The organism is Mannheimia kashgarensis, from assembly GCF_041807705.1.
Taxonomy (GTDB): Bacteria; Pseudomonadota; Gammaproteobacteria; order Enterobacterales; family Pasteurellaceae; genus Mannheimia.
This window is the reverse complement of record NZ_JBGTYY010000007.1, coordinates 58,072-78,481: the sequence shown is the minus strand read 5'-3', so window position 1 is coordinate 78,481 and position 20,410 is coordinate 58,072. Positions and strand designations below refer to the sequence as shown.

Annotated in this window: 17 protein-coding genes; 5 read left to right on the top strand and 12 right to left on the bottom strand. The window is 39.0% G+C overall.

Annotation, left to right across the window (positions count from 1 at the left end; all coding sequences use genetic code 11):
- Positions 1–2 precede the first annotated feature (2 nt).
- From ACERCF_RS05060 to ACERCF_RS05050, 3 genes are all read right to left on the bottom strand, one after another.
- Positions 3–563, bottom strand: coding sequence for a hypothetical protein (locus tag ACERCF_RS05060; RefSeq protein ID WP_373624853.1), 561 nt, complete (start codon positions 561–563; stop codon positions 3–5).
- A gap of 85 nt (positions 564–648) precedes the next feature.
- Positions 649–1,101, bottom strand: a complete 453-nt coding sequence (locus ACERCF_RS05055) for a hypothetical protein (RefSeq protein WP_373624852.1) — start codon at positions 1,099–1,101, stop codon at positions 649–651.
- 3 nt (positions 1,102–1,104) lie between these two features.
- A complete protein-coding gene (locus tag ACERCF_RS05050; protein ID WP_373624851.1) occupies positions 1,105–1,323 on the bottom strand; it encodes a hypothetical protein in 219 nt (72 codons plus the stop codon).
- Between the two features lie 207 nt (positions 1,324–1,530).
- On the opposite strand from ACERCF_RS05050, the gene ACERCF_RS05045 reads away from it, so the two are divergent.
- Together ACERCF_RS05045 and ACERCF_RS05040 are read left to right on the top strand one after the other, a co-directional pair.
- Entirely contained in the window at positions 1,531–2,286 is a 756-nt protein-coding gene (locus ACERCF_RS05045) for a TatD family hydrolase (protein ID WP_373624850.1), read from the top strand.
- Between the two features lie 14 nt (positions 2,287–2,300).
- Positions 2,301–3,188: a DMT family transporter gene (locus ACERCF_RS05040; RefSeq protein ID WP_373624849.1), complete on the top strand. Its 888-nt coding sequence runs from the start codon at positions 2,301–2,303 to the stop codon at positions 3,186–3,188.
- A gap of 84 nt (positions 3,189–3,272) precedes the next feature.
- Here ACERCF_RS05040 and ACERCF_RS05035 read toward each other — a convergent pair whose 3' ends face one another.
- The gene (locus tag ACERCF_RS05035; protein ID WP_373624847.1) at positions 3,273–4,685 is read right to left on the bottom strand and encodes a surface lipoprotein assembly modifier; all 1,413 of its coding nucleotides are present in this window, start codon (positions 4,683–4,685) and stop codon (positions 3,273–3,275) included.
- Positions 4,686–4,738: 53 nt separating this feature from the next.
- A complete protein-coding gene (locus ACERCF_RS05030; protein WP_373624846.1) occupies positions 4,739–6,115 on the bottom strand; it encodes a hypothetical protein in 1,377 nt (458 codons plus the stop codon).
- Between the two features lie 151 nt (positions 6,116–6,266).
- Here ACERCF_RS05030 and ACERCF_RS05025 point away from each other — a divergent pair, with 151 nt between their 5' ends.
- Complete coding sequence (locus tag ACERCF_RS05025; RefSeq protein ID WP_373624845.1) at positions 6,267–8,648, top strand: TonB-dependent receptor; 2,382 nt, start codon at positions 6,267–6,269, stop codon at positions 8,646–8,648.
- 79 nt (positions 8,649–8,727) lie between these two features.
- Here ACERCF_RS05025 and ACERCF_RS05020 read toward each other — a convergent pair whose 3' ends face one another.
- From ACERCF_RS05020 to mazG, 5 genes are all read right to left on the bottom strand, one after another.
- Positions 8,728–9,498 carry a Nif3-like dinuclear metal center hexameric protein gene (locus tag ACERCF_RS05020; RefSeq protein WP_373624844.1) on the bottom strand — a complete coding sequence of 257 codons (771 nt, stop codon included), beginning with the start codon at positions 9,496–9,498 and terminating at the stop codon, positions 8,728–8,730.
- Positions 9,499–9,579: 81 nt separating this feature from the next.
- Complete coding sequence (locus ACERCF_RS05015) at positions 9,580–11,502, bottom strand: MacB family efflux pump subunit (RefSeq protein WP_373624843.1); 1,923 nt, start codon at positions 11,500–11,502, stop codon at positions 9,580–9,582.
- 32 nt (positions 11,503–11,534) lie between these two features.
- Positions 11,535–12,929, bottom strand: coding sequence for an envelope stress sensor histidine kinase CpxA (cpxA, locus tag ACERCF_RS05010; RefSeq protein ID WP_373624842.1), 1,395 nt, complete (start codon positions 12,927–12,929; stop codon positions 11,535–11,537).
- 52 nt (positions 12,930–12,981) lie between these two features.
- On the bottom strand, positions 12,982–13,704 hold the full coding sequence (locus tag ACERCF_RS05005) for a response regulator (protein ID WP_373624841.1): 723 nt from the start codon (positions 13,702–13,704) through the stop codon (positions 12,982–12,984).
- A 76-nt stretch (positions 13,705–13,780) separates the two neighbouring features.
- A complete protein-coding gene (gene mazG, locus ACERCF_RS05000) occupies positions 13,781–14,563 on the bottom strand; it encodes a nucleoside triphosphate pyrophosphohydrolase (protein WP_373624840.1) in 783 nt (260 codons plus the stop codon).
- 308 nt (positions 14,564–14,871) lie between these two features.
- Here mazG and accD point away from each other — a divergent pair, with 308 nt between their 5' ends.
- A complete protein-coding gene (accD, locus tag ACERCF_RS04995; RefSeq protein ID WP_373624839.1) occupies positions 14,872–15,765 on the top strand; it encodes an acetyl-CoA carboxylase, carboxyltransferase subunit beta in 894 nt (297 codons plus the stop codon).
- Positions 15,766–15,771: 6 nt separating this feature from the next.
- Entirely contained in the window at positions 15,772–17,073 is a 1,302-nt protein-coding gene (gene folC / locus ACERCF_RS04990) for a bifunctional tetrahydrofolate synthase/dihydrofolate synthase (RefSeq protein ID WP_373624838.1), read from the top strand.
- A 110-nt stretch (positions 17,074–17,183) separates the two neighbouring features.
- Here the strand turns inward: folC and ACERCF_RS04985 are convergent, their stop codons facing one another.
- Positions 17,184–18,380: an amino acid aminotransferase gene (locus ACERCF_RS04985; protein WP_373624837.1), complete on the bottom strand. Its 1,197-nt coding sequence runs from the start codon at positions 18,378–18,380 to the stop codon at positions 17,184–17,186.
- 108 nt (positions 18,381–18,488) lie between these two features.
- Positions 18,489–20,381 (bottom strand): tRNA(Met) cytidine acetyltransferase TmcA, encoded by a 1,893-nt coding sequence (locus ACERCF_RS04980; protein ID WP_373624836.1) that lies wholly within the window; start codon positions 20,379–20,381, stop codon positions 18,489–18,491.
- Positions 20,382–20,410 lie beyond the last annotated feature (29 nt).

Sequence of the window (20,410 nt, the reverse complement as noted above, 5' to 3'; positions counted from 1 at the left end):
AGTTAATTCCATTTAAATAACCATTCACCATCAGGTTGTTTGATAGCAGCATAGCCATAACTGTCGGTTTCTTCACTTTGAGGAGATTGATAATAAACTGTGAAGGTAAATGCGTTAGCCGCTTGTCGTTTGAAATTGTTTATTCTAAGCACCTTCAAACAACCTGATTTGTGGTATTTAAGCTTATAACTAACTGATAGAGGGACAGGTAAACCTAAGCCACTATTAGGATCACTAAATTGATTAAGAGGAGATTGTTGTGTAGTACAAGCTGTCATTGAAACCATTTTCTCAATAGTTGGCTTCGCTTCATTAAACATTTTTTTGACATCATTACTTGCATTTGCCCTATTAATAGCATTCACAGCAGATGTTTTAGTTTGAGTATCAATAGGAACAGTAGAGGAAGATAAGGCAGAATTTACAGAACCAAGAGTGTTATTCACAGCACTCAATACATCATTTACACCTTGACAAGCAGTTAAGCTAACGCTGAAACGCTGAACGAGAGTTTTGCATATTTTTCTCCTATAAGAATTAAAAGACGAATTAAATTCTATCAATTTCCATAAATTGTTCAAGGGTTTTATCGTATCAACCTCATTCTTTAATCTAACAAGCGGTCAGATTTCTTCCATTTTTTACAAATTAACTCACAGCCCCACACTCAGCCACTTCCCATTGCATTTTTGAGATTTTATTTCGTTGATAAAGCCAGTTTGCAACCTCTTTCCAAGAATAGAGTGCGGAACCGCTCGCTACGCCGTAAACAGGGCGGGGGAAATTATTGGCTCGTTTGCCATTGGCGTAATTAGAAATGGCTGCACGGGTTAAGCCTGTTCGGGTGGCGATTTCACTTAACGAACTGACACCAGCTTCTTGCAATACTAAATCTGAAAACCCTGCTTGGCGGAGATTATCAAAGGCGGATTGAATAGCGATTTGTGCTGTTTCGGCTTCTCTGTCAAATTCCAAATAGACACTTTGGTTGTAAAAACAGATCAAGGCATCATCACACCCTGCGTCAAAAAGACGATCTTCAAGGTTTTCGGTGCTTTTGTCGGCATCTCGAATCAAAATTGAAAAATGATAAAGTGTCATCGGTTATTCTCCACATTCGTTTACTTTACGAATAATTTGTTTGGCGTGATTTTCAGGATTTCGGGGCGTACTCCATACACTCATTTGATGTTCACTATGCCCTAGAATACAGCGTAAACGGCAGTATGAGTGAGCAGATTTTCCTGATTTCACAATCTCCCAGCCATTTTGCACGGCATAATCTAATGCAGCTTGAATATGTTTATTGGGGTGTTTTCCCATAGATGTTCCTAATTAGCTATTATACACAACTGTTTACATTTGTAAACAATTTATTGATTGTATAGATAGAATAACGAGGAAAATGGTTTGTACAAGCGGAGAAATTGGGAGAAATTGATTTTTGCGAGTGAGATCGAAAAATTTGTTTTTATTGCTTGATTTTAGATTTATTCTGTGAAGCAATTTTTGTTATCGGAGGAGGGAAATATGCTTTTCGACACCCATATCCATCTCGATCAATTTTCAGATCAAGAAATCGAGCAAATTTTAGAGCAACCTCATTTACAAGGCGTGCTGGCTGTTGCAACGGATTTAGCTAGTTGTGAACGGTTATTGAGCTTAAAAGAGCAGTATTCCAATCTCTACATTGCGGCTGGCTTTCACCCAGAACAAGCATTACCTTCGCAGAGTGAGATCGAAAAACTATTTGATTTTATTGCAAAAAATTATCAAAAGTTGACCGCTTGTGGAGAAGTTGGGTTGCCGCATTATCTGAAGCGAGAAAATCCAGCATTAGATTATCAGCCATATATTGATTTGTTAGAGAGTTTTATTGCGGCAAGCAAGCAGTATGATTTGCCGTTAAATTTGCATATTGTGTATGAGGACACAGAAATTGCCCTTGAACTGCTAGCAAAACATCAAATTCAAAAAGCCCATTTTCATTGGTTTAAGGCAAGTGATGAGACGTTGGAAAAATTGCTTTTGACCCCTTATTTTGTTAGTCTTACGCCCGATATTTTGACTAACCCGAAAACGCAAAAAGTGGCTCAGCAGTTTCCGTTATCACGGCTACTAATTGAAACTGATGCCCCTTGGCAGCACGAGGGATTTAAGTCTGTAGAAATTACTCAGCAACTCGTTGCCGTAATCCAAAAGCTGGCGGAAATTAAGCGATTGCCAGAAAAAGTGGTGGCAGGGCAGATCAGTCAAAATATACATTCATTTTATCTCACTAAATAGAATTTATTACATCTATGAAAAACCATCAACCAATTAAAGGGGCAGTTGCAATTATTACCGCAGGTGTATTGTTTGCCTGTATTAATACACTTATTCCCAAGTTGACTTCTATTTCCCAGATTGACTCTAGCGTGATTGCCTTAGTGCAATACTTGATTGCTTTTGTGTTTCTTGTGCCAAGTATGAATAATGTTGGCTTTTTCTCATCACTAAAGACGGCACATTTTGGGCAGCATTGTTTTCGCATTTTTCTTTCGGCAATCGGTATTCAATGCTGGACAATGGCATTAGCTAACCAATTACCGATTTGGCAAGGCATTGCATTACTGATGACATCGCCTCTCTTTGTTACCATCGGCTCAGGGCTATTTTTGAAAGAACACGTCGGTAAAAGACGCTGGATTGCCACCGCACTCGGTTTTGTGGGAGCAATGATTATTTTAGAGCCGTGGAGCGATAATTTTAACCTGATTGCATTATTACCACTTGCAGCCGCCTTTTTCTGGGCAGGTTATTCATTGATGGTGAAAAAACTTTCTCGCTACGACAGCCCAACCACAATGGTGGCTTATCTGTTTATTTTAATCACGCCATTTAACTTACTAATTGCTTTAACCAATCTTAGCCCGAGTGGATTTAGCTTTCCTTCGTGGAGCGATTTCGGTTTCCTGATTTTGCTTGGTTTTTTAACCGCTCTCGCTCAATTAGCGGTAGCAAAAGCCTATAATTTAGCCGATGCCTCTTATATCCAACCGTTTGATTTTATCAAACTACCGTTAAATGTATTGGCAGGCTGGCTGGTGTTTAACTGGGTTCCACCAGGGAAATTATGGCTGGGGGCTGCGATTATTATTGCCGCCACGGTTTATATTACCTACGCAGAAGGAAAAGATAATCGGTAGCGTAAGCAAACAAGCGGTTAAATTTCGTGAAAATTTTGCAAATTGCAAAAAGTTAGAGAAATTTGACCGCTTGTTTTTTATCGGCTAGAACCGACTTTCAACAATCAAATTGATGTTTTTATCGGTGTAAGCATAGAGGCTCGGTAGGTTGCTACGGTGTTTAGCGTAGGCAAATTGTAGTTTTGGGGTTAGCCCGAGCCAATGCCAGTCACGTTTCCAGAGTGTAAGGTTAGCACTTTGCACACGGTCGTGGCGGATTTTGCCGAGATTCAGTTTTCCGCCCAATATAGCGGTGTCTTTGTAACGCCTATCTGTGTAGCCAAGCGTGAGGCGACTGGAAAGTTCGAGTATTTGCCATTCTCGTTGCCAGCCGAAGCGTATTGCTTTGGTGTCGGAACTATGCTGTTTTAACCGAGTTTTGTCTCGGTGGAAATCTGTGCCGACAAAGAAAAATTGCTGTGGGCTTTGTCGCCAAAGCAGAGTAGCAGAGGCAAGTTTATAGTTTCCGTTATAAATCGGTAAATCAAAATAACGTTTTTTGCCGTATTCTAATGCAGTAGCGAGTTGCCAACGGGGTGAAAACCATTGAGCGTGTTCAAGCCGAATACCGTTTGTCCAACGTTCCGAGCGATGATTTTTCCAGCGTTTTTCATAAAACGGTAACAAGCGGGTGGTTTGGTCGGATTTTTTGTAAGCGTAGCCAAGCAAGGTGCGATTAGTGATTTCATCATAATCGTGCTTATCCCAATAAAGTTCGCCTTGGGTTTGATTATCAAAACTCACATAGTGCGAGCCGAACAGGTTGAAATCTCGCTGTAATCCAAACGCATAGTGAACGCCGTGTGCGGTTTGGGGCAACAAATTCGGTTGTTTTACATAGCCGGTTTGCTCAATGTTCGGCTGTTTTGAGGTGCGGTTAATGTTGCCGTCTCGTACATAATTGGCTGAAAAATTGAATTTCCATTCCTGTTTTTTTGCCAGATGTTGCTGATATTGCTCAATCAATGCGTGAACTTTAGGCGGTAGATGTTCGAAACTTTTGGCTTGTTCAAATTGGGCTTGGGCTTCATTAAGTTGCTGATCGTGCAATAGAGCAATCGCCAGCTCAATTCTTACAGTGTTTAGTTTGGGTTGTTTGGCAAGAATGGTTTGGAAGTGCTGAATTGCCTGTGCGTAATCGCCTTTCAGTAGGGCAATTTTACCTTGTGCATAACGCAGTAAAATAGGGTCAATCTGCGTAAAATCTTGATAAATAGCGGTCAATTTTTCCATATTGGCTAATTGACGGCTATAAATGGCTTGAGTCAGCAGTTTTTCGGTTAATGCCTGATTTGCTCTCAATTCCGCTTCATTAAAAATAGGGGTTGATTGTTCAATAGCGACAGATTGTGGTGCGGTTGTCGGCTGTGCTGTATGCTCAATATGAGCAGGTGTCGTATTCGGATCTCGGGCAAAGAGTAGCATCGGGAAAAAAGCCAGCAAAGCAATTTTTTTCATTGTTCGTCCTTAAAAACAAAGGGCTGTTGCCAGCCCTTATCAGAAATAAAAGATTAGTTGGTAGGTTTAGTTGCACCAAATACGGCGTTATATTTCAATTTGTCGTTCTCTAAATCAACCGCTCCGACCGCATCTTCTAAGTTTGGTCCGGTGAAATATACGTCGTATCCGCCTACAAAACTATCATCGCCTTCTACAGTTGCTTCATCACCAAAGCTAAGGTTACTTTTTAAGGTAGAACTTGGGCTAATTTTCGTTTCATTTAAGGAAATTTTACCTAACGTTTTACTGTTGATTTGACCACTAAGTGAGCTATCTTTCCAATTTTCAGCCAAATTCAAATCTAAGGTAACATCACCGTCAAATTGCGGCAAACTTGCAACTTGTTTGCCATCTTCGGTGCGAACCACTCTAGCAATAGTTTGCCCTTTATAAGTAGCGTTCCCCACTAAGTTCTCATTCCATTTGCTGTCATTGCTAAATACGTCATATTCCGCATAAGCATTGCCTCTGTCATTTTTACCGCTTTGCCCTGCTGTTAAATGCACGCTAAATAGATGGCTATCATTTTCATTGGTAAATAATGCTCCGTAGCTGGAATACGGTTGGTTTACATAGAGATAGTGAATTGATTGAGAATCGCCCTCTATTTTATCATCTTCATAAATGCCACTATGAATACCTAGCTGACTACCTGTGTTATCAAGGGTTTTAAAAGATGTCGCCTTGTCGGTACTACCGAGATTGAATGCAAGGATATGGTTGTAATCTTTATTATCATCGCTGCTTTCAAACGGCGAATCTTCCACAGAATCAGCGGTAAAGGAATCGTGATTTACTTTTAGAAACGCAGCGGTGTTTACCACACTTTTTCTTGGGTTTAAATTAACCACTCGGAAAGGTTTCTTTTTCCTATCAAGCTCCACGAAGATGATTTCCTGATCAGTATTTTCAGCTTTAGCAGGTGGTTCTACCGGTTGGTTATTGGCATTTTCTGCTTGATTATTTTCAGCTTCGTTACCTTGAGCGTTATCCGTTTTATCTGTCTCAGCTGTCTCCGGCTGTTTTTCTTCCTCTTTTTTATGCGTATTCGGTTGTTCCGGTACAGCGTTAGGAGCTTTATCGGAATTTGTTTGATTACTTTGAGGAGCAGGTTGAATATTGTCTTTAGCCGGTGGTGTATTGCTAACAGCAGGATTTGATTGTGGTTTATTTCCTGCTGTATTTACGGTGGCATTTGGTTTATTCGATTGTGGCTTTGGTGGGGTTGATTTTTGTCTATTCTCCTTTGCTTTGGAATCATCCTCCGGAACTGTAATCTGTTTTGGCGGATTATCTGCAATGACAGAAGGACCTTGGCTGGATTTGCAGCCGGTTAAAACAACAGAAACCGCTAATGCGGCAAGGGTTAGTTTGAATTTAGAATGCATAGATATTTTCTCCTTATAAAAACCATAAAATTTTAATGGATAAATTTACCTTTTGACAAGTAGGCAAGTTAAAAATCCCATAAATTTTTTATGGTCTATTGTAAAAAACTCTTTTTTACAGTAATTTATTACCCTTAAAATTTTTAAGGAGATGATTGTGTTTAATAAAAAATTACTGGCTTTGCTAATTTCTGCTCAATTTAGCCCGCTTGTTTGGGCTGAAAGCAGCGATGATGTTGCAGTTTTGAATGAGGTTTCTGTGGTTGGCAGTACACCGAGTGTGACGAAAGGTAGCGAAGTCACCCTAATGAAAACCAGTGATAAAATCATTGAAGGTAAAGAGTTTAAGAAACGTTCGGCAACATTGGGCAATGCGTTAGCCGCTGAATTAGGAGTGCATAGCAATCCGTTTGGGGGCGGAGCAAGTAAACCGATTATTCGAGGGCAGGAGGGCGTTCGAATTCGGATTCTGCAAAATGGCTCTGATGTGATTGATATGTCGAATCTTTCTCCTGATCACGCAGTGGTTGCAGATTCATTACTTGCCGAACAAGTAGAAATTCTGCGTGGTTCAAGCACCTTGCTTTATACCAGTAGTTCGCCGGCTGGAGTGGTTAATGTGTCTGATAAACGCATTCCAACAGCTATTCCGGAAAAAGGCTACGAGGTCGAGCTCAATTCTCGTCTTGATACGGCAGCAAAAGAAAAAGTGGGAGCATTGGGGGCAACTTTTGGCATTGGCAAACATATTGCCGTGCGTGCCGAAGGTTTAACCCGTCATAGTGATAACTACCGTGTGCCGGGCATTAACTTGGGGGAGCGTCTCAATTATGTGCCGGATACTTATCATAAATCCAAAGTCGGCACATTAGGGATTTCTTTCATTGGCGAACGTGGCTATATTGGAGCATCTTACAGCAAACGTCGGGATAATTACGGCTTGCCGGGGCATAACCACAAATTTGATTTTTGTACCGGTCATATTTACGGCAACAAACGGGATAAATATGCCTACACCTATCTCTATCCACATTTGTTAGATGAGAATAACATTACCAGTAATCCGCACTTCCATTGTGGCACTAACCACGCACATGATGAAAATCATAGCCACGATAACCCGTTCGGACACCAACACGACCATAATCACAAAGGTCCGTGGGTTGATCTTGAGTCGAAGCGAATTGACATCAAAGCAGAACTCCGCCAGCCGTTTAAAGGTGTGGATAAAATCAAAGCAAGCTATGCCGATGCCGATTATTATCACGATGAAAAAGATGCCGGAGCTTTAACCACCAGCCTGCATAAACAGAACAAAAAAGATCAGGATTACGGTAAGCCGGTGAATATTTTCAAAAATCGGGGTAAAAATGCCCGCTTGGAGATTTATCATGCACCGATTGGCGGTTTAACCGGTGTATGGGGCGTGCAATATCAAACCCAAAAAAGCAGTATGAATGCTCCAAAAGATCGTGAGGTTAAATTCCCACTGGTAGAAAATACCAACAAGCAGTTGAGCTTATTCGGGATTGAGCAATATATGTGGGACGATTTTGCCCTCGAATTAGCAGGCAGGGTAGAGCGACAAAAAATCGAGATTGATTACGACCGTGATGAAATCAAACGACTACAGAAACATTACACTCTAACCGGTGGTAAACAAGTTGAAACCACGCTTGACCCTTACGATCAAACGGCTTTTGCCTATTCAAGCACGTTAAACTGGTTCTTCCACCCAGATTATCAGCTTTCGTTTACCGCTTCGCACAACGAACGCTTACCAACGCCAATGGAGTTATACTATCACGGGCAACATATTGCTACTAACTCCTTTGAGTACGGTAATAAAGACTTGAGAAAAGAGAAGTCAAACAATGTGGAATTGGGATTAAGTTATCAAACCGAGCGTGTTGGTTATAAAGTGAACTTGTATTATAACCACTTTAAAAACTACATCTATAATGAAAACCTGTTCCGTGAAAATCAGCTGTTTATGCGTCGTTATAATCAAGCAAAAGCCCGTTTTTTCGGTATTGAAGCCGAAGCCGGCTATCGTTTTAACGACCAATACCAAGCCACTATTTTCGGTGATATGGTACGAGGCTGGCTCACCGGCTTACCGCCACTTAAAGTAAACAGCGATTACTCCGTCTTTAAGGATTATCTGCCGGAAAATGCACAGCGTGGGCAGGATTATTGGGTGTATCGAGCCGATCAAAATACCCCTCGCACACCGCCGTTGCGTTTAGGTTTCCGCTTTAATGCTGAATTTACGCCAAATTGGTCGGGGGATTTAGAGCTAATCCGCACCTTTACCCAACGCCGAACCAGCCAGTTGGAATACATCACCGAAGGCAATACAATGTTGAATATCGGGCTGGCGTATAGTAACAAGTGGAAAGATCTGGATTACAAAATCAGTCTAAACGGCACAAACTTACTGAATCAGCCGGTGTATATCCACACTTCGTATCATCAATTTGTACCACAAATGGGACGTAATTTTATGTTAGGATTAGAGATGAAATTCTAACAAAGCGAAACAAGCGGTCGTTTTTCAATCATTTCTGCAATTTGCAAAATTTTTCAGAAATTCGACCGCTTGTTTTTCATTACGCCGGATTATCAATATCAATAAACTCAACTTCTAATTCATAGTGTTCGGCGAGCCATTCACCTAAGGCTTTTACGCCGTCTCGCTCTGTTGCGTGATGTCCGCAGGCGAAGTAGTAAATACCTTGCTCACGGGCTGAGTGGGTGGTTTGTTCGGAAATTTCCCCGCTAATAAAGGCATCGCAGCCTTTTTCAAAAGCAAGATCGATATAACCTTGTCCGCTACCTGAACAGATACCAATGCGTTTAATCATTTTTTGTGGCGATGAAGTAAACTCATTACATAAAATAACGGTGCGTTGTAACGTTTTTTCAAGTTTCTGTTGTAGTTCTTCGGCAGAAATTGGTGTTTCTAATTCGCCATACATTGGAATACAGTTTGGATTATCTTCTAAACCTTGTAAATTGATTACACCTAAATGCTTCGCTAGTTGGGCGTTATTCCCTAGTTCTGGGTGGATATCAAGTGGTAAATGATAACCGAACAAGTTAATATCATTCACTAATAGTTGTTTAATACGTTTACCTTTCATACCTCTAATGCACGGGTTTTCACTTTTCCAAAAATAGCCGTGATGGACTAAAATTGCATCGGCATTTTTCTCGATTGCTTTTTCAATGAGTGGGAGTGAAGCTGTTACACCTGTGATGATTTTTTTAATCTCTTTTTTACCTTCAACTTGCAAGCCGTTTGGAGCGTAATCATTAATCGCAGAGCTGTTTAGTTTTGTGTTAAGAATTTGTTCTAGTTCAAAATTGGTTATTGTCATTTTATCTCCTTAAAATTGAGTGGTAATATGCGTAGGGGCAAAAAATTTTTGCCCCTACAATGTAACATATATGAGATGGATTTACTCTTGAGCAAGAGCAGCAATCGGATTAAGCCTTGAGGCATTGCGAGCAGGAATATAGCCAAACACAATGCCGATAAGAGTAGAGCAGAGTACTGCGATAATAACGGATTCTGGCGAAAGGATCATTTTAAAACTTGAGCCTAAGCTATTAAATGCCCAAATAATGCCACCTGCTAATAAAATCCCAATCACGCCACCAATCAAGCAAATTACAATGGCTTCGATCAGAAATTGTTGCAAAATGTTGCGTTGTTTAGCACCTATTGCCATTCTTACACCGATTTCACGAGAGCGTTCGGTAACTGAAACTAACATAATATTCATTACCCCAATACCACCTACAATCAATGAGATAAGTGCAATGGAAGAAATCAGCAATGTCATTGTATTAGTGGTATCGGTAATGGTTTGTTTAATGCTATCACTGTTAATAATAAAGAAATCTTTTTTGCCGTGTCGGGCTGTGAGTAGTTCCGTAATACTTTTTTCTGCGGTTTGGCTTTCGATATTATCTTTCACTTTAACTGTCAGAGAATCAATCTGCTTCGCCCCTGAAACACGCTGCATAATAGTGGTATAAGGCGACCAAAGCGTAAGGCTGGTTTGGTTCATAGCATTGGCTTGTTGAGCTACGCCGATAATCTGAAGCGGTTTTTTATCCACCAAAATAATTTCGCCTTCGACTGGAGCTGGTAAGCCTAAGTCTTTTTGCGTGTTAGGGTCGATAACAATAACTTGTGCCACATTTCTTACTTCTTCAGCCGTAAAAAAACGTCCTGAAATCAGCTTAAGCCCTTTTACGTCGATAAATTCTTCACCAACACCACGCACCGAGCCTGTTACTGCGGTATTGCCATAAATTAATGTGGCATTCACGTTACTTGATGGTGTGGTACTTTCAACATAATTTTGTCGGCTTAATGCTAAGGCATCGCTAATGGTCAGGTTTTTGGTAAGATTTGCCCGTCGATCGCCAAAGCCCGTGCCGTTCATAATATCCATTGTATTTGTTCCTAAGCTATTGATATTTGTCAAAATTTGCTGCTGCGAACCTTGTCCTAATGCAACTACAGAAATAACGGAGGCTATACCAATAATAATCCCCAGCATTGTGAGTAATGCTCGCATTTTGTGAGCTAAAATAGCACTGCTTGCCATTTTGAACGATTCAATTAATTGATCAAAAAAACGTGGCGGTTTGTGGGGCGTTTTATTAAGTTTAAGTTCGTTTGAGTAAGGTTTCTGGCGTTCATCTCGAATAATTTCACCATCTTTAATTTCAACCACACGGCTGGCTTGGGCTGCAATGTTAGGATCGTGCGTTACCATAATAATGGTATGACCTTCGCTATGCAGATCTCGCAAGATTTCTAGTACTGTTTCGCCGCTTTTGGAATCTAATGCCCCTGTGGGTTCATCAGCTAAAATAATTTCGCCGCCGTTTATTAAGGCACGGGCAATACTCACACGCTGCTGCTGTCCACCAGAAAGTTCGTTTGGACGATTGCGTGTTTTATCATCTAATCCCAGTTTAGCCAATAAGTTATCGGCACGTTGTTTGCGAGAGATTGTACCCATTCCCGCATAAATAGCAGGAAGAGCCACGTTTTCATTGGCTGTAAGGGCAGGCAATAGATTATAGCGTTGGAAAATAAAGCCGAATTTGCGTTGGCGTAAATCGGAGAGTTCATCAGCACTCATTTGCTGGGTTTCTTTGCCATCAATGCGACAAATGCCTGAGCTAGCTGTATCTAAACAGCCGATAATATTCATCAAAGTGGATTTGCCAGAGCCTGAAGCTCCGATAATTGCAACAAAATCACCTTGTTCTATAGTGAGGTTAATATTTTTTAAAATATGGGCTTGGCTTTCTCCCAAGCCAAAATATTTATTTAGACCTTCAATTTCAATTAATTTCATATTTGTGATGTTCTTCAGCTGCTTTTACAAATTTAGTAAAATTGTGTCCAAATAGGAATTTCTAATTCTACTCTTAATCCCCCCATATTGCTTTTTGTTAATCGGATATAGCCTTGGTGCTGTTGTACCGCATTATAAACGATAGAGAGACCTAACCCGGTTCCGCCGGTTTCTCGTGTTCTGGCTTCATCTATACGGTAAAAAGGCTTTAGAATATTCTCATATTCATTTTCAGGAACACCGGCTCCATCATCTTCAACTACTAAAATTAACTTTCCATTTTGGATATCCATTGAAATAGAAATAATTTTATTTGCATATTTTTGTGCATTTCTAACTAGATTTTCCAATGCACTAGAGAGGGAGGTCACTGAACCATTAATAGAATAAAAGCATGGTTTTTTAATATTCTGTTTAATAATCAAAATAATATTGTTTTGAGATGTTTCAAACTTTGCATCTTCAATTACATCTTGCCATATTTCATCAACTTTAAATATTTTAGTATGAGTCTGATAATTAAGTTTTTGCCGAGAAATAACTAATAAATCTTTAATCATTTGATCAAGTTTCCCGATTTCAGTCTCGATGCGATTAATTTCTGAAATTTCGCCTATTTTTCTGCGTAGGATAGCAGTAGCAAGCTGTAATCTTGCTAATGGAGTTTTTAATTCGTGGGAAATATCAGAAATCATCCGTTGTTGTTGTTCTGTTAAATCTTTTAGGCTCTTTACCATATGATTAAAACTTTTCCCTACTTCTCTTATTTCATAAATTCCTTCTTTTTCTAGTTTAGGGTTTGTTACTAAATTTCCTGCAGCGATTTTATTTGCAGAATCAGTAAGATTTTTGACTGGTCTAGTAATTTTAAAAGATAGCCATAATAATAATGGCATACCTGAAAACATTAAGATTAATGTCATTAGGAATGGGGAATCTAGAATAGCATTAAGCCATTCTTCTTGAGCAGCTACCGCTTTAATAAAATACTGATTATAAGTATGTGCAGATGACTTAATAATAAAAGGTCCATATATTTCAATGTTTTCGAATCGACGTTGTAATGGTCCCTCTGTTTGCTGTGATTGATAGATAAAAAATTGTAATGACTTAATATTACTTTGGTTTACACCACTTAAGTTCCCAGTCTCTTTATCTTCCAGAATAACATCATAGCCATTTATAGTTTCAACAGAAATGTTTCTCTCAAATATTTCGTCTAGGTTAAGACTTTTTTCTGTTTCACGACTCTCATTTCTAAAATAGATTTGATCTTTTTGAGAAATAGGGGAAAATTTTCTTGAATCAAATTTATCTAAATTAAAAGTAATTGTGATAAATAATATAAGTAATAGCCCATAATAGGTAATAAGTTTATAAGCTAAACGTTTTCTAAATTGTAAATATTTATTTAATAAGCTTGACATAATTTAAAAATATAAAAATCCCTAAAATAATTTCTATCTAGGGATTTTCGCATTACTTTTCGGTTACTAATAAGTAGCCTTTTCCTCTTAATGTTTTGAACCAAGATAAACCATCTTCTCGTTCAGGTAATTTTTTTCGAAGATTAGATATATGCATATCAATAGCACGATCATAAGGTGTTAATTGTTTACCCAGCACTTCTAAGCTTAATAGCTCCCTTGATAAAATTTCACCAGGATTACATACTAATAGTTTCAATAATGCAAATTCAGTACCGGTTAGATCTAAATCGTTACCTTGATAAAATGCTTGCTGATGTCCAGGATTTAATTCTACGCTGGCAAATTGTAGCAGTTTTGTTCCTTGCTCTGCAGTAGAACTATCAGTACTAATATTATTTTTTATAGATGTAACAGTAGTTCGTCTTAAAATTGCTTTCATTCGAGCAACTAATTCTCTATCGTTAAATGGTTTTGGTAAATAATCATCAGCACCTAATTCTAGGCCTAGAATTCGGTCAATTTGTTCATCTCTGGCACTTAATATTAAAACTGGCAATACATATTTTTGTCTAATTCTTTTCAATGTTTCTATGCCATTTAATACAGGCATCATAACATCAAGTAATACTAAATCATATTGATTGACATCTAACTCATTTAGCCCTTCCTGACCATTATGAACGACTTTTATTTGGAACCCCTCTAAGGAGAGTAGTTCTTCTAGTAAGTCAGTTAGTTCAACATCATCATCTATTACTAAGATTCTTGACATAGAACACTCCCTATAAAATATCGAATATAGATAAGATAGAATAGTGAATATTTCTTATTATAACAAGTGAAATGAATTATTCTACTTTTTTTATTTGGTGCCAAATGGCATCTAGATCGGCTAATTTACACTCTTTTAAAGACTTCCCTATATCTCTAACTGCCTGTTCAACTTTCCTAAAGCGTGTTTCAAATTTAAGATTAGCATTGCGTAAATTTTCTTCAGCATCTGTCTGATAATGGCGACATAAATTTACAATCGCAAATAATAAATCGCCTAATTCTTCAGCTAATTCGGCAGAACGATTAGGATATTGGGCAATTTCTGCTTTGACTTCATCGAGTTCTTCTTCCACTTTTTCTAAAACATCGTCTGGATTATCCCAATCGAACCCCACTTTCGAACATCGTTTCTGCAATTTATTGGCTCGAGTTAGAGCAGGTAAGGCAAAAGGGAGGTCGTCTAAAATAGAGTCTTGATTTTTATGTTTTTCATCATTGGCTTTTTGAGCTTCCCAACTTTTTAATGCTTCTTCGCTATTTTCTGCTTTCACATCACCAAAAACGTGAGGGTGGCGGTAAATCAATTTATCGTGAATATCAGTTACCACATCATCAAAGGTAAATGAGCCTTCTTCTTTCGCTAGTTGGCTTAAGAACACCACTTGAAGTAATAAATCGCCCAGCTCTTCTCGTAGAGCAGAACGGTCTCGAGTATGGATAGCTTCAGCAACTTCATAGGTTTCTTCTAGCAGATGGGGGAGCATTGTGTCGAAATTTTGTTTTAAATCCCACGGGCAGCCGTGTTCAGGGTGGCGAAGTTGGTTTACGACTTCAAGAAATTGTTCGATAGTGGCCATATTTTTCCTTTTACAAGCGGTCAATTTTTATCAAAATTTTACAAATTCTAGCATAATAACGCTCTTTTCGCTTATAATAAGCCAATTTTTAGCAAAATTAGGAACGAAATGGCAGCAGAAAAATTAACTAAAAAACGTTTAATTCAAATTGTAATAATGCTCGTCATTCTTCTGATTGCGTTTTTTTATCGAACTTATACGCATAGTTAGTGATCTGATATGTCAATAAAACATATCAAAAAACGGTAATTTATGCTTTAATAGCAAGAATTTTATTTATCCCACAACTCAATCCAGAAGGACTAAAAATGAGCTGGTTAGACAGAATTTTAGGTAGAGATTCATCATCAAGTACTGCAAAATCAAAAATCCCTGAAGGCGTTTGGACAAAATGTACAAGCTGTGAGCAGGTTCTTTATAGCGAGGAGTTAGAACGTAATCAGCACGTTTGCCCAAAATGCGATCATCATATGCGTATTGATGCTCGTACACGTTTGTTGAACTTATTAGATAAAGATTCAGCGGTTGAAATTGCGGCTGATTTAGAACCGCAAGATGTGCTTAAATTTAAAGATCTGAAAAAATATAAAGATCGTTTAACTGCCGCACAAAAGCAAACAGGCGAAAAAGATTCTTTCCTTGTTTTCTCTGGCACATTACACAATATGCCTGTTGTGACTGCCTCCTTTAACTTTGAGTTTATGGGTGGTTCAATGGGTTCTGTGGTTGGTGCGAAATTTGTAAAAGCGGCAGAAAAAGCCTTAGCAGAAAAAATTCCATTTATCTGTTTCTCCGCTTCAGGTGGTGCTCGTATGCAAGAAGCGTTATTCTCATTAATGCAGATGGCAAAAACCAGTGCAATTCTTGCTAAAATGAAAGAGCAGGGCGTGCCGTTTATTTCTGTATTAACTGACCCAACATTAGGTGGTGTTTCCGCAAGTCTTGCAATGTTAGGCGATGTGAATATCGCCGAGCCTAAAGCCTTAATCGGCTTTGCAGGCCCTCGTGTTATTGAACAAACTGTGCGTGAAAAACTGCCGGAAGGTTTCCAACGTGCTGAGTTTCTATTAGAACACGGGGCTATTGATATGATCGTTCCTCGTAAAGAGATGCGTGATACGCTTTCTCGCCTTTGTGCAAAATTAACCAATCAGCCAACGCCATTTAAAACGGCAGAATTGATTGTTGAAGATGTAGAATAATCACGAATGAATACATTAATTACCCCTAAAGCCACGGATTCTTTGGAAACGTGGCTTTCCTATTTAGAACAAGCTCATTCTAAGCCGATTGATATGGGTTTAGAACGTATTACTGCAGTTGTAAAGGCGTTGGATTTACTCAATCCAGCCCCTTATGTGATTACCGTTGCAGGTACAAATGGCAAAGGCTCAACTTGCCGATTATTAGAAGTGGCTTTATTAAAAGCCGGTTTTCGTGTGGGTGTTTATTCTTCCCCCCATTTAATTCATTACAATGAACGGGTAAGAATTAATGGTGATGTGCTGCCAGATAGTGATCACGTTCAGTCATTTGCAAAAATTAATGAAAAAAAGACCGCTTCACTCACTTATTTTGAGTTTAGCACACTCTCTGCGTTCGAATTATTTAAGCAAAATCAGTTAGATATTGTAATTTTAGAAGTTGGCTTGGGTGGGCGTTTAGATGCCACAAATATTGTTGCTCCAAACCTTGCGATTATTACTTCTATTGACATCGACCACGTCGCTTTTTTAGGGGACAATCGAGAAGATATTGGGCGTGAAAAAGCGGGTATTTTCCGTAAACATATTCCTGTGATTATTGGCGAGCCGAATTGCCCTAATTCTATTAAAGAAATGGCAATATCGTTAAATTGTAACGCTTTTTATCGAGGTAAAGATTGGCAGTTTGAAATTAAAAACAATTTATTTCATTGGACTTCTGAGCAGAAATCCTTTAACGATTTACCGCTGCCATTAATGCCAATCCCAAATGCTGGCACGGCACTTGCAGCATTAATGCAATTACCGTTTGAAATTGATGAGCAAGTTATTCGTGAAGCCTTTGGTGAAGCTCAAATGACAGGGCGTTTCCAAACGCTTTCAGATAAAGATTTCGCTCAATTTTCAGGGCAAAAGCCCGTTGCAAAAGTGATTATTGATGTAGGGCATAATCCACACGCTGCACGCTATTTAGCTGACAAACTTGCAGAGTTAAAACAAGCCAATCAAAAAATCTATGCGGTATTTAGTGCATTGGAAGATAAAGATTTATCTGGCATTGTTGAGCCGTTAGAACATTTGATTGATGAATGGCATTGTGCAGGTTTAGATTGCTGGCGAGGGCAAAGTGGCGGAACGGTATTGAATAAATTGGTAAAAGTTTTACCAAATTCGACCGCTTACAGCTATGAAAACGTGGCTCAAGCAAGCCTTGCATTGTTTGGAAAAGCAAACGAACAAGATATCGTGCTAGTGTTTGGCTCATTCCATACGGTAGCAGATTTTATGCTGTGGTTGGAAAAGTAGTTTTACGATAGCTAAATGATGGTGCAGGCGTCCACGCTTGTACCCTAAAATGATAAAAAATAGAGGCACAAGCGTGGACGCTTGCGCCATCTATATTTTAACTTGTTAATTTAAAACACTTTCACAATTGCATCAGCTAAGGCATCAATATTTTTGCTGGTAATACCTGCCACATTAATTCGACCTGAACGCACTGCATAAATCGCAAATTCATCTTTTAATTTATCTACTTGCTCAGGGGTTAAGCCACTGAATGAGAACATACCGTTTTGTTCGGTAATGAAAGAGAAGTCTTTATTCGCGCCTTTCTCTTTCAGTTTTTCAACTAATTGCGTACGCATATCTTTAATACGGTTACGCATTTCATCTAGCTCTTCAATCCATAATGCTTTAAGTTCAGGATCTGCCAATGCTACCGCAACCGCACTTGCACCGTGAGCTGATGGATTAGAGTAGAGTACACGAATAATTGATTTAATTTGTGTAAATGCACGGTTCGCATCATCTGCGTTATCCGCAATTAAGGTAAATGCCCCAACACGCTCGTTATATAAGCCGAAGTTTTTCGAGAATGAGCTTGCCACTAATAATTCACGATTGTTTTTGGTGAATGCTCTTAAGCCGTAAGCATCTTCTTCTAAACCATTTGCAAAGCCTTGATAAGCGAAGTCAAATAATGGTAACCAACCTTTTTCGGCTGATAATGCCGCTAATTCTTCCCATTGTGCTGGAGTTGGGTCAATTCCTGTTGGGTTGTGGCAGCAGCCGTGTAGTAAAACCACATCGCCCGCTTCTGCTTGGCTTAAGTCTGCAATTAAGTTATCCCAATCTAAGCCATTGGTGTCTTTATTGTAGTAGCGATAACCTTTTACATTCATTCCAACCGCATCAAAAATACCATTGTGGTTTGGCCAAGTTGGGGTGGAAATCCACACATTTTTTGCATTGGTATGGCGTTTGATAAATTCTGCTGCAATACGCAATGCCCCTGTACCACCTAAGCTTTGAGCGGTTTTTGCACGACCAGAGGTAATTACTTCAGCCCCTTCACCAAATAATAACGCTTGTGTTGCCGCATTGAAGGCTTGAACGCCATCAATAGTAAGGTAGTTTTTGCTGGTTTCGGTATCTAATAAGCGTTTTTCCGCCTCTTTTACCGCTTTAACGATCGGGGTTTTACCCTCATCGGTCATATAAACACCGATTCCAAGATTGATTTTTCCTTCACGGGTATCTGCTTTAAATGCTTCGCTTAAACCTAAAATTGGGTCTGCCGGTGCTGCTTGAATATGGCTGAACATTGACATTGGAAATCCTCTTAACAATTAAAAAAAACAACAGTGAATTTATACGGCTAAATGAAAAATTTAGCAAGAGGGAAAACATAAAAAAATTAAGTTAAATCATAAATTATTTTAATGATTAACTGTTTTTAAATATGTTTGCACAATTTGTCGGTATTTTTCCGTTTCTGCTTTTGAACGCTTTTGTTTATTTTTACTAAAAACAGCAAGTGAAATCAGCTTTTCGGGATTAGAAAAATATAAACGCTTTAAACTCACATAAACCGCTGATAAAGCTCGTTTGCCATTGGCAAAAGCAGTAAGGTTTTGCCAATCACGATCTGCTAAATTTTTCTCTGCAAGCGGTCTAAATTGCTCAACATTTTGCAATTCTTCATAAACATCATCAAAAAATAGCTGGAAGGCAAAATCTCTGGCAAAGGCTTGGGTGGCTTGCTGAGCAAACTGTTTACCTTTTTCTGATAAAGGATAAATCATCATCGCACTATGATAACCGCTACTTGCCTCTTTATTCGGTGTGATTTGCACAAGATCAAAACCGCAAGATTGCCAAAAGGTATAGAGTGGAGCAGTTAGACCAAAGCTGACAGAGATAAAATCAAGCGGTCGTTTTGCTGAAGAATTTTGCAAAATAAAGCGAGAAATCAACCGCTTGCCAACACCCTGATTTTGCTTTTCAGGCTTAACTGCAATACGAGAAATACGAACTGAATGCAGTTTGCAAGCCTCTGGTAAATTTCCTTGAAAGCAGAGATATTGAGCCACCAAGTTACCTTGAGGGCGACGTTCACCTAACCAAATTGCGTGGGTTAATTCCTCGCTTAAACCACCTTCAAGCATTGCCCAGATACCGCCAATCAGTTGGTCATTCTCTATTTCTTGCAATAAAATTTGATTTTCGCCATCAAATAAACGGCGTAAATCCGTTGGGGTAGTTTTGTAATGGGCGTTGGCAAGTAAGCGGTAAAATTCAATTCTGCGTTGTATTAATGCTACTTCCACAGATTGTAGGGGAAAATTGCAATTTTCCCCTACGGTATAGCCATTTAACAGGAGTAAATCGTTAATAAAATGCTCTAACGGATCATTTTCCCCCCAGCGTAGTGGTTGCGATAATGTCCAATGTTTGAATAGTTTATTTAACATCTTCGGCAATTTCAGTTCAAAACCTCGACCTGTGCCTTCGTAATTTTGGGTGGTTGTGGTTAAAACCACTTTTTCAAAATAGGCACAAAGTGTGTGGAGTATCGGTAAGGGAAGGCTGGCGGCTTCATCAATAAAAAGCCATTGGTTAGGCGAAATTTTTTTACTTTTAACCAGCTCGGTTAAATGATCAGGTGCGAAAAATGGGATTTTTTGCTCAGCCGAACGCCAAAAACTTGGAAGAGCAGATAAGGAACGAGCAGTAATCAATACATTGTGTTGCTGCGTAAGTTCTGTCGCAAGCAAACCCGCTAAAGTCGATTTTCCTCTCCCTCGAGGGGCAGTAATTAAATGAATATCTGGATTATCAAGCGGTAGATTTTTCAAGATTTTTTGCTGTTCGTTCGTTAATCGTAGGGGCGAATTACATTCGTCCTTTGAGCTAGGATAACTGAAAGGCGAATGTAATTCGCCCCTAGATTCAAATTGATATTGGGTTACTAACTGCTTGAAATAATGATAAAAATTTGGTGCTGTAACTGCTTTACCATCATTCCACCTAAGACTATCTAAATCGATTATATTTTCTATATTTTCCCAATCAGGGCAGAGCAGATAGAGCGTACCATTTTCTTGAATTGTACCGGCTAGAATGCCAAATGCCTCAAGGTTAAAATTCACACCGTTTTCCGCACGCATATCGTAAATGGCAAAAGGGTATTCATTGCCAAGCAGAGATTTTGCGTTAGAAAAGTGTATAGGGTATATAGCACTTGGTAGATAAATCCCTGATGATACAAATTTAGGGACATACTGAACGAGTTTTTTATTTTGATCGTTTACGATAACCAGTTTTCTCATTGTTTGTTTGGTTTAGCATTTTATTGTTT

Coding starts and splice junctions, on each gene's coding strand:
- ACERCF_RS05015 (WP_373624843.1), bottom strand. CDS start 11,502: ATGAAATTAATTGAAATTGAAGGTCTAAATAAATATTTTGGCTTGGGA.
- ACERCF_RS05020 (WP_373624844.1), bottom strand. CDS start 9,498: ATGACAATAACCAATTTTGAACTAGAACAAATTCTTAACACAAAACTA.
- ACERCF_RS05050 (WP_373624851.1), bottom strand. CDS start 1,323: ATGGGAAAACACCCCAATAAACATATTCAAGCTGCATTAGATTATGCC.
- cpxA (WP_373624842.1), bottom strand. CDS start 12,929: ATGTCAAGCTTATTAAATAAATATTTACAATTTAGAAAACGTTTAGCT.
- ACERCF_RS04980 (WP_373624836.1), bottom strand. CDS start 20,381: ATGAGAAAACTGGTTATCGTAAACGATCAAAATAAAAAACTCGTTCAG.
- ACERCF_RS05005 (WP_373624841.1), bottom strand. CDS start 13,704: ATGTCAAGAATCTTAGTAATAGATGATGATGTTGAACTAACTGACTTA.
- accD (WP_373624839.1), top strand. CDS start 14,872: ATGAGCTGGTTAGACAGAATTTTAGGTAGAGATTCATCATCAAGTACT.
- ACERCF_RS05045 (WP_373624850.1), top strand. CDS start 1,531: ATGCTTTTCGACACCCATATCCATCTCGATCAATTTTCAGATCAAGAA.
- ACERCF_RS05035 (WP_373624847.1), bottom strand. CDS start 4,685: ATGAAAAAAATTGCTTTGCTGGCTTTTTTCCCGATGCTACTCTTTGCC.
- folC (WP_373624838.1), top strand. CDS start 15,772: ATGAATACATTAATTACCCCTAAAGCCACGGATTCTTTGGAAACGTGG.
- ACERCF_RS05040 (WP_373624849.1), top strand. CDS start 2,301: ATGAAAAACCATCAACCAATTAAAGGGGCAGTTGCAATTATTACCGCA.
- mazG (WP_373624840.1), bottom strand. CDS start 14,563: ATGGCCACTATCGAACAATTTCTTGAAGTCGTAAACCAACTTCGCCAC.
- ACERCF_RS05030 (WP_373624846.1), bottom strand. CDS start 6,115: ATGCATTCTAAATTCAAACTAACCCTTGCCGCATTAGCGGTTTCTGTT.
- ACERCF_RS05055 (WP_373624852.1), bottom strand. CDS start 1,101: ATGACACTTTATCATTTTTCAATTTTGATTCGAGATGCCGACAAAAGC.
- ACERCF_RS05025 (WP_373624845.1), top strand. CDS start 6,267: ATGATTGTGTTTAATAAAAAATTACTGGCTTTGCTAATTTCTGCTCAA.
- ACERCF_RS04985 (WP_373624837.1), bottom strand. CDS start 18,380: ATGTCAATGTTCAGCCATATTCAAGCAGCACCGGCAGACCCAATTTTA.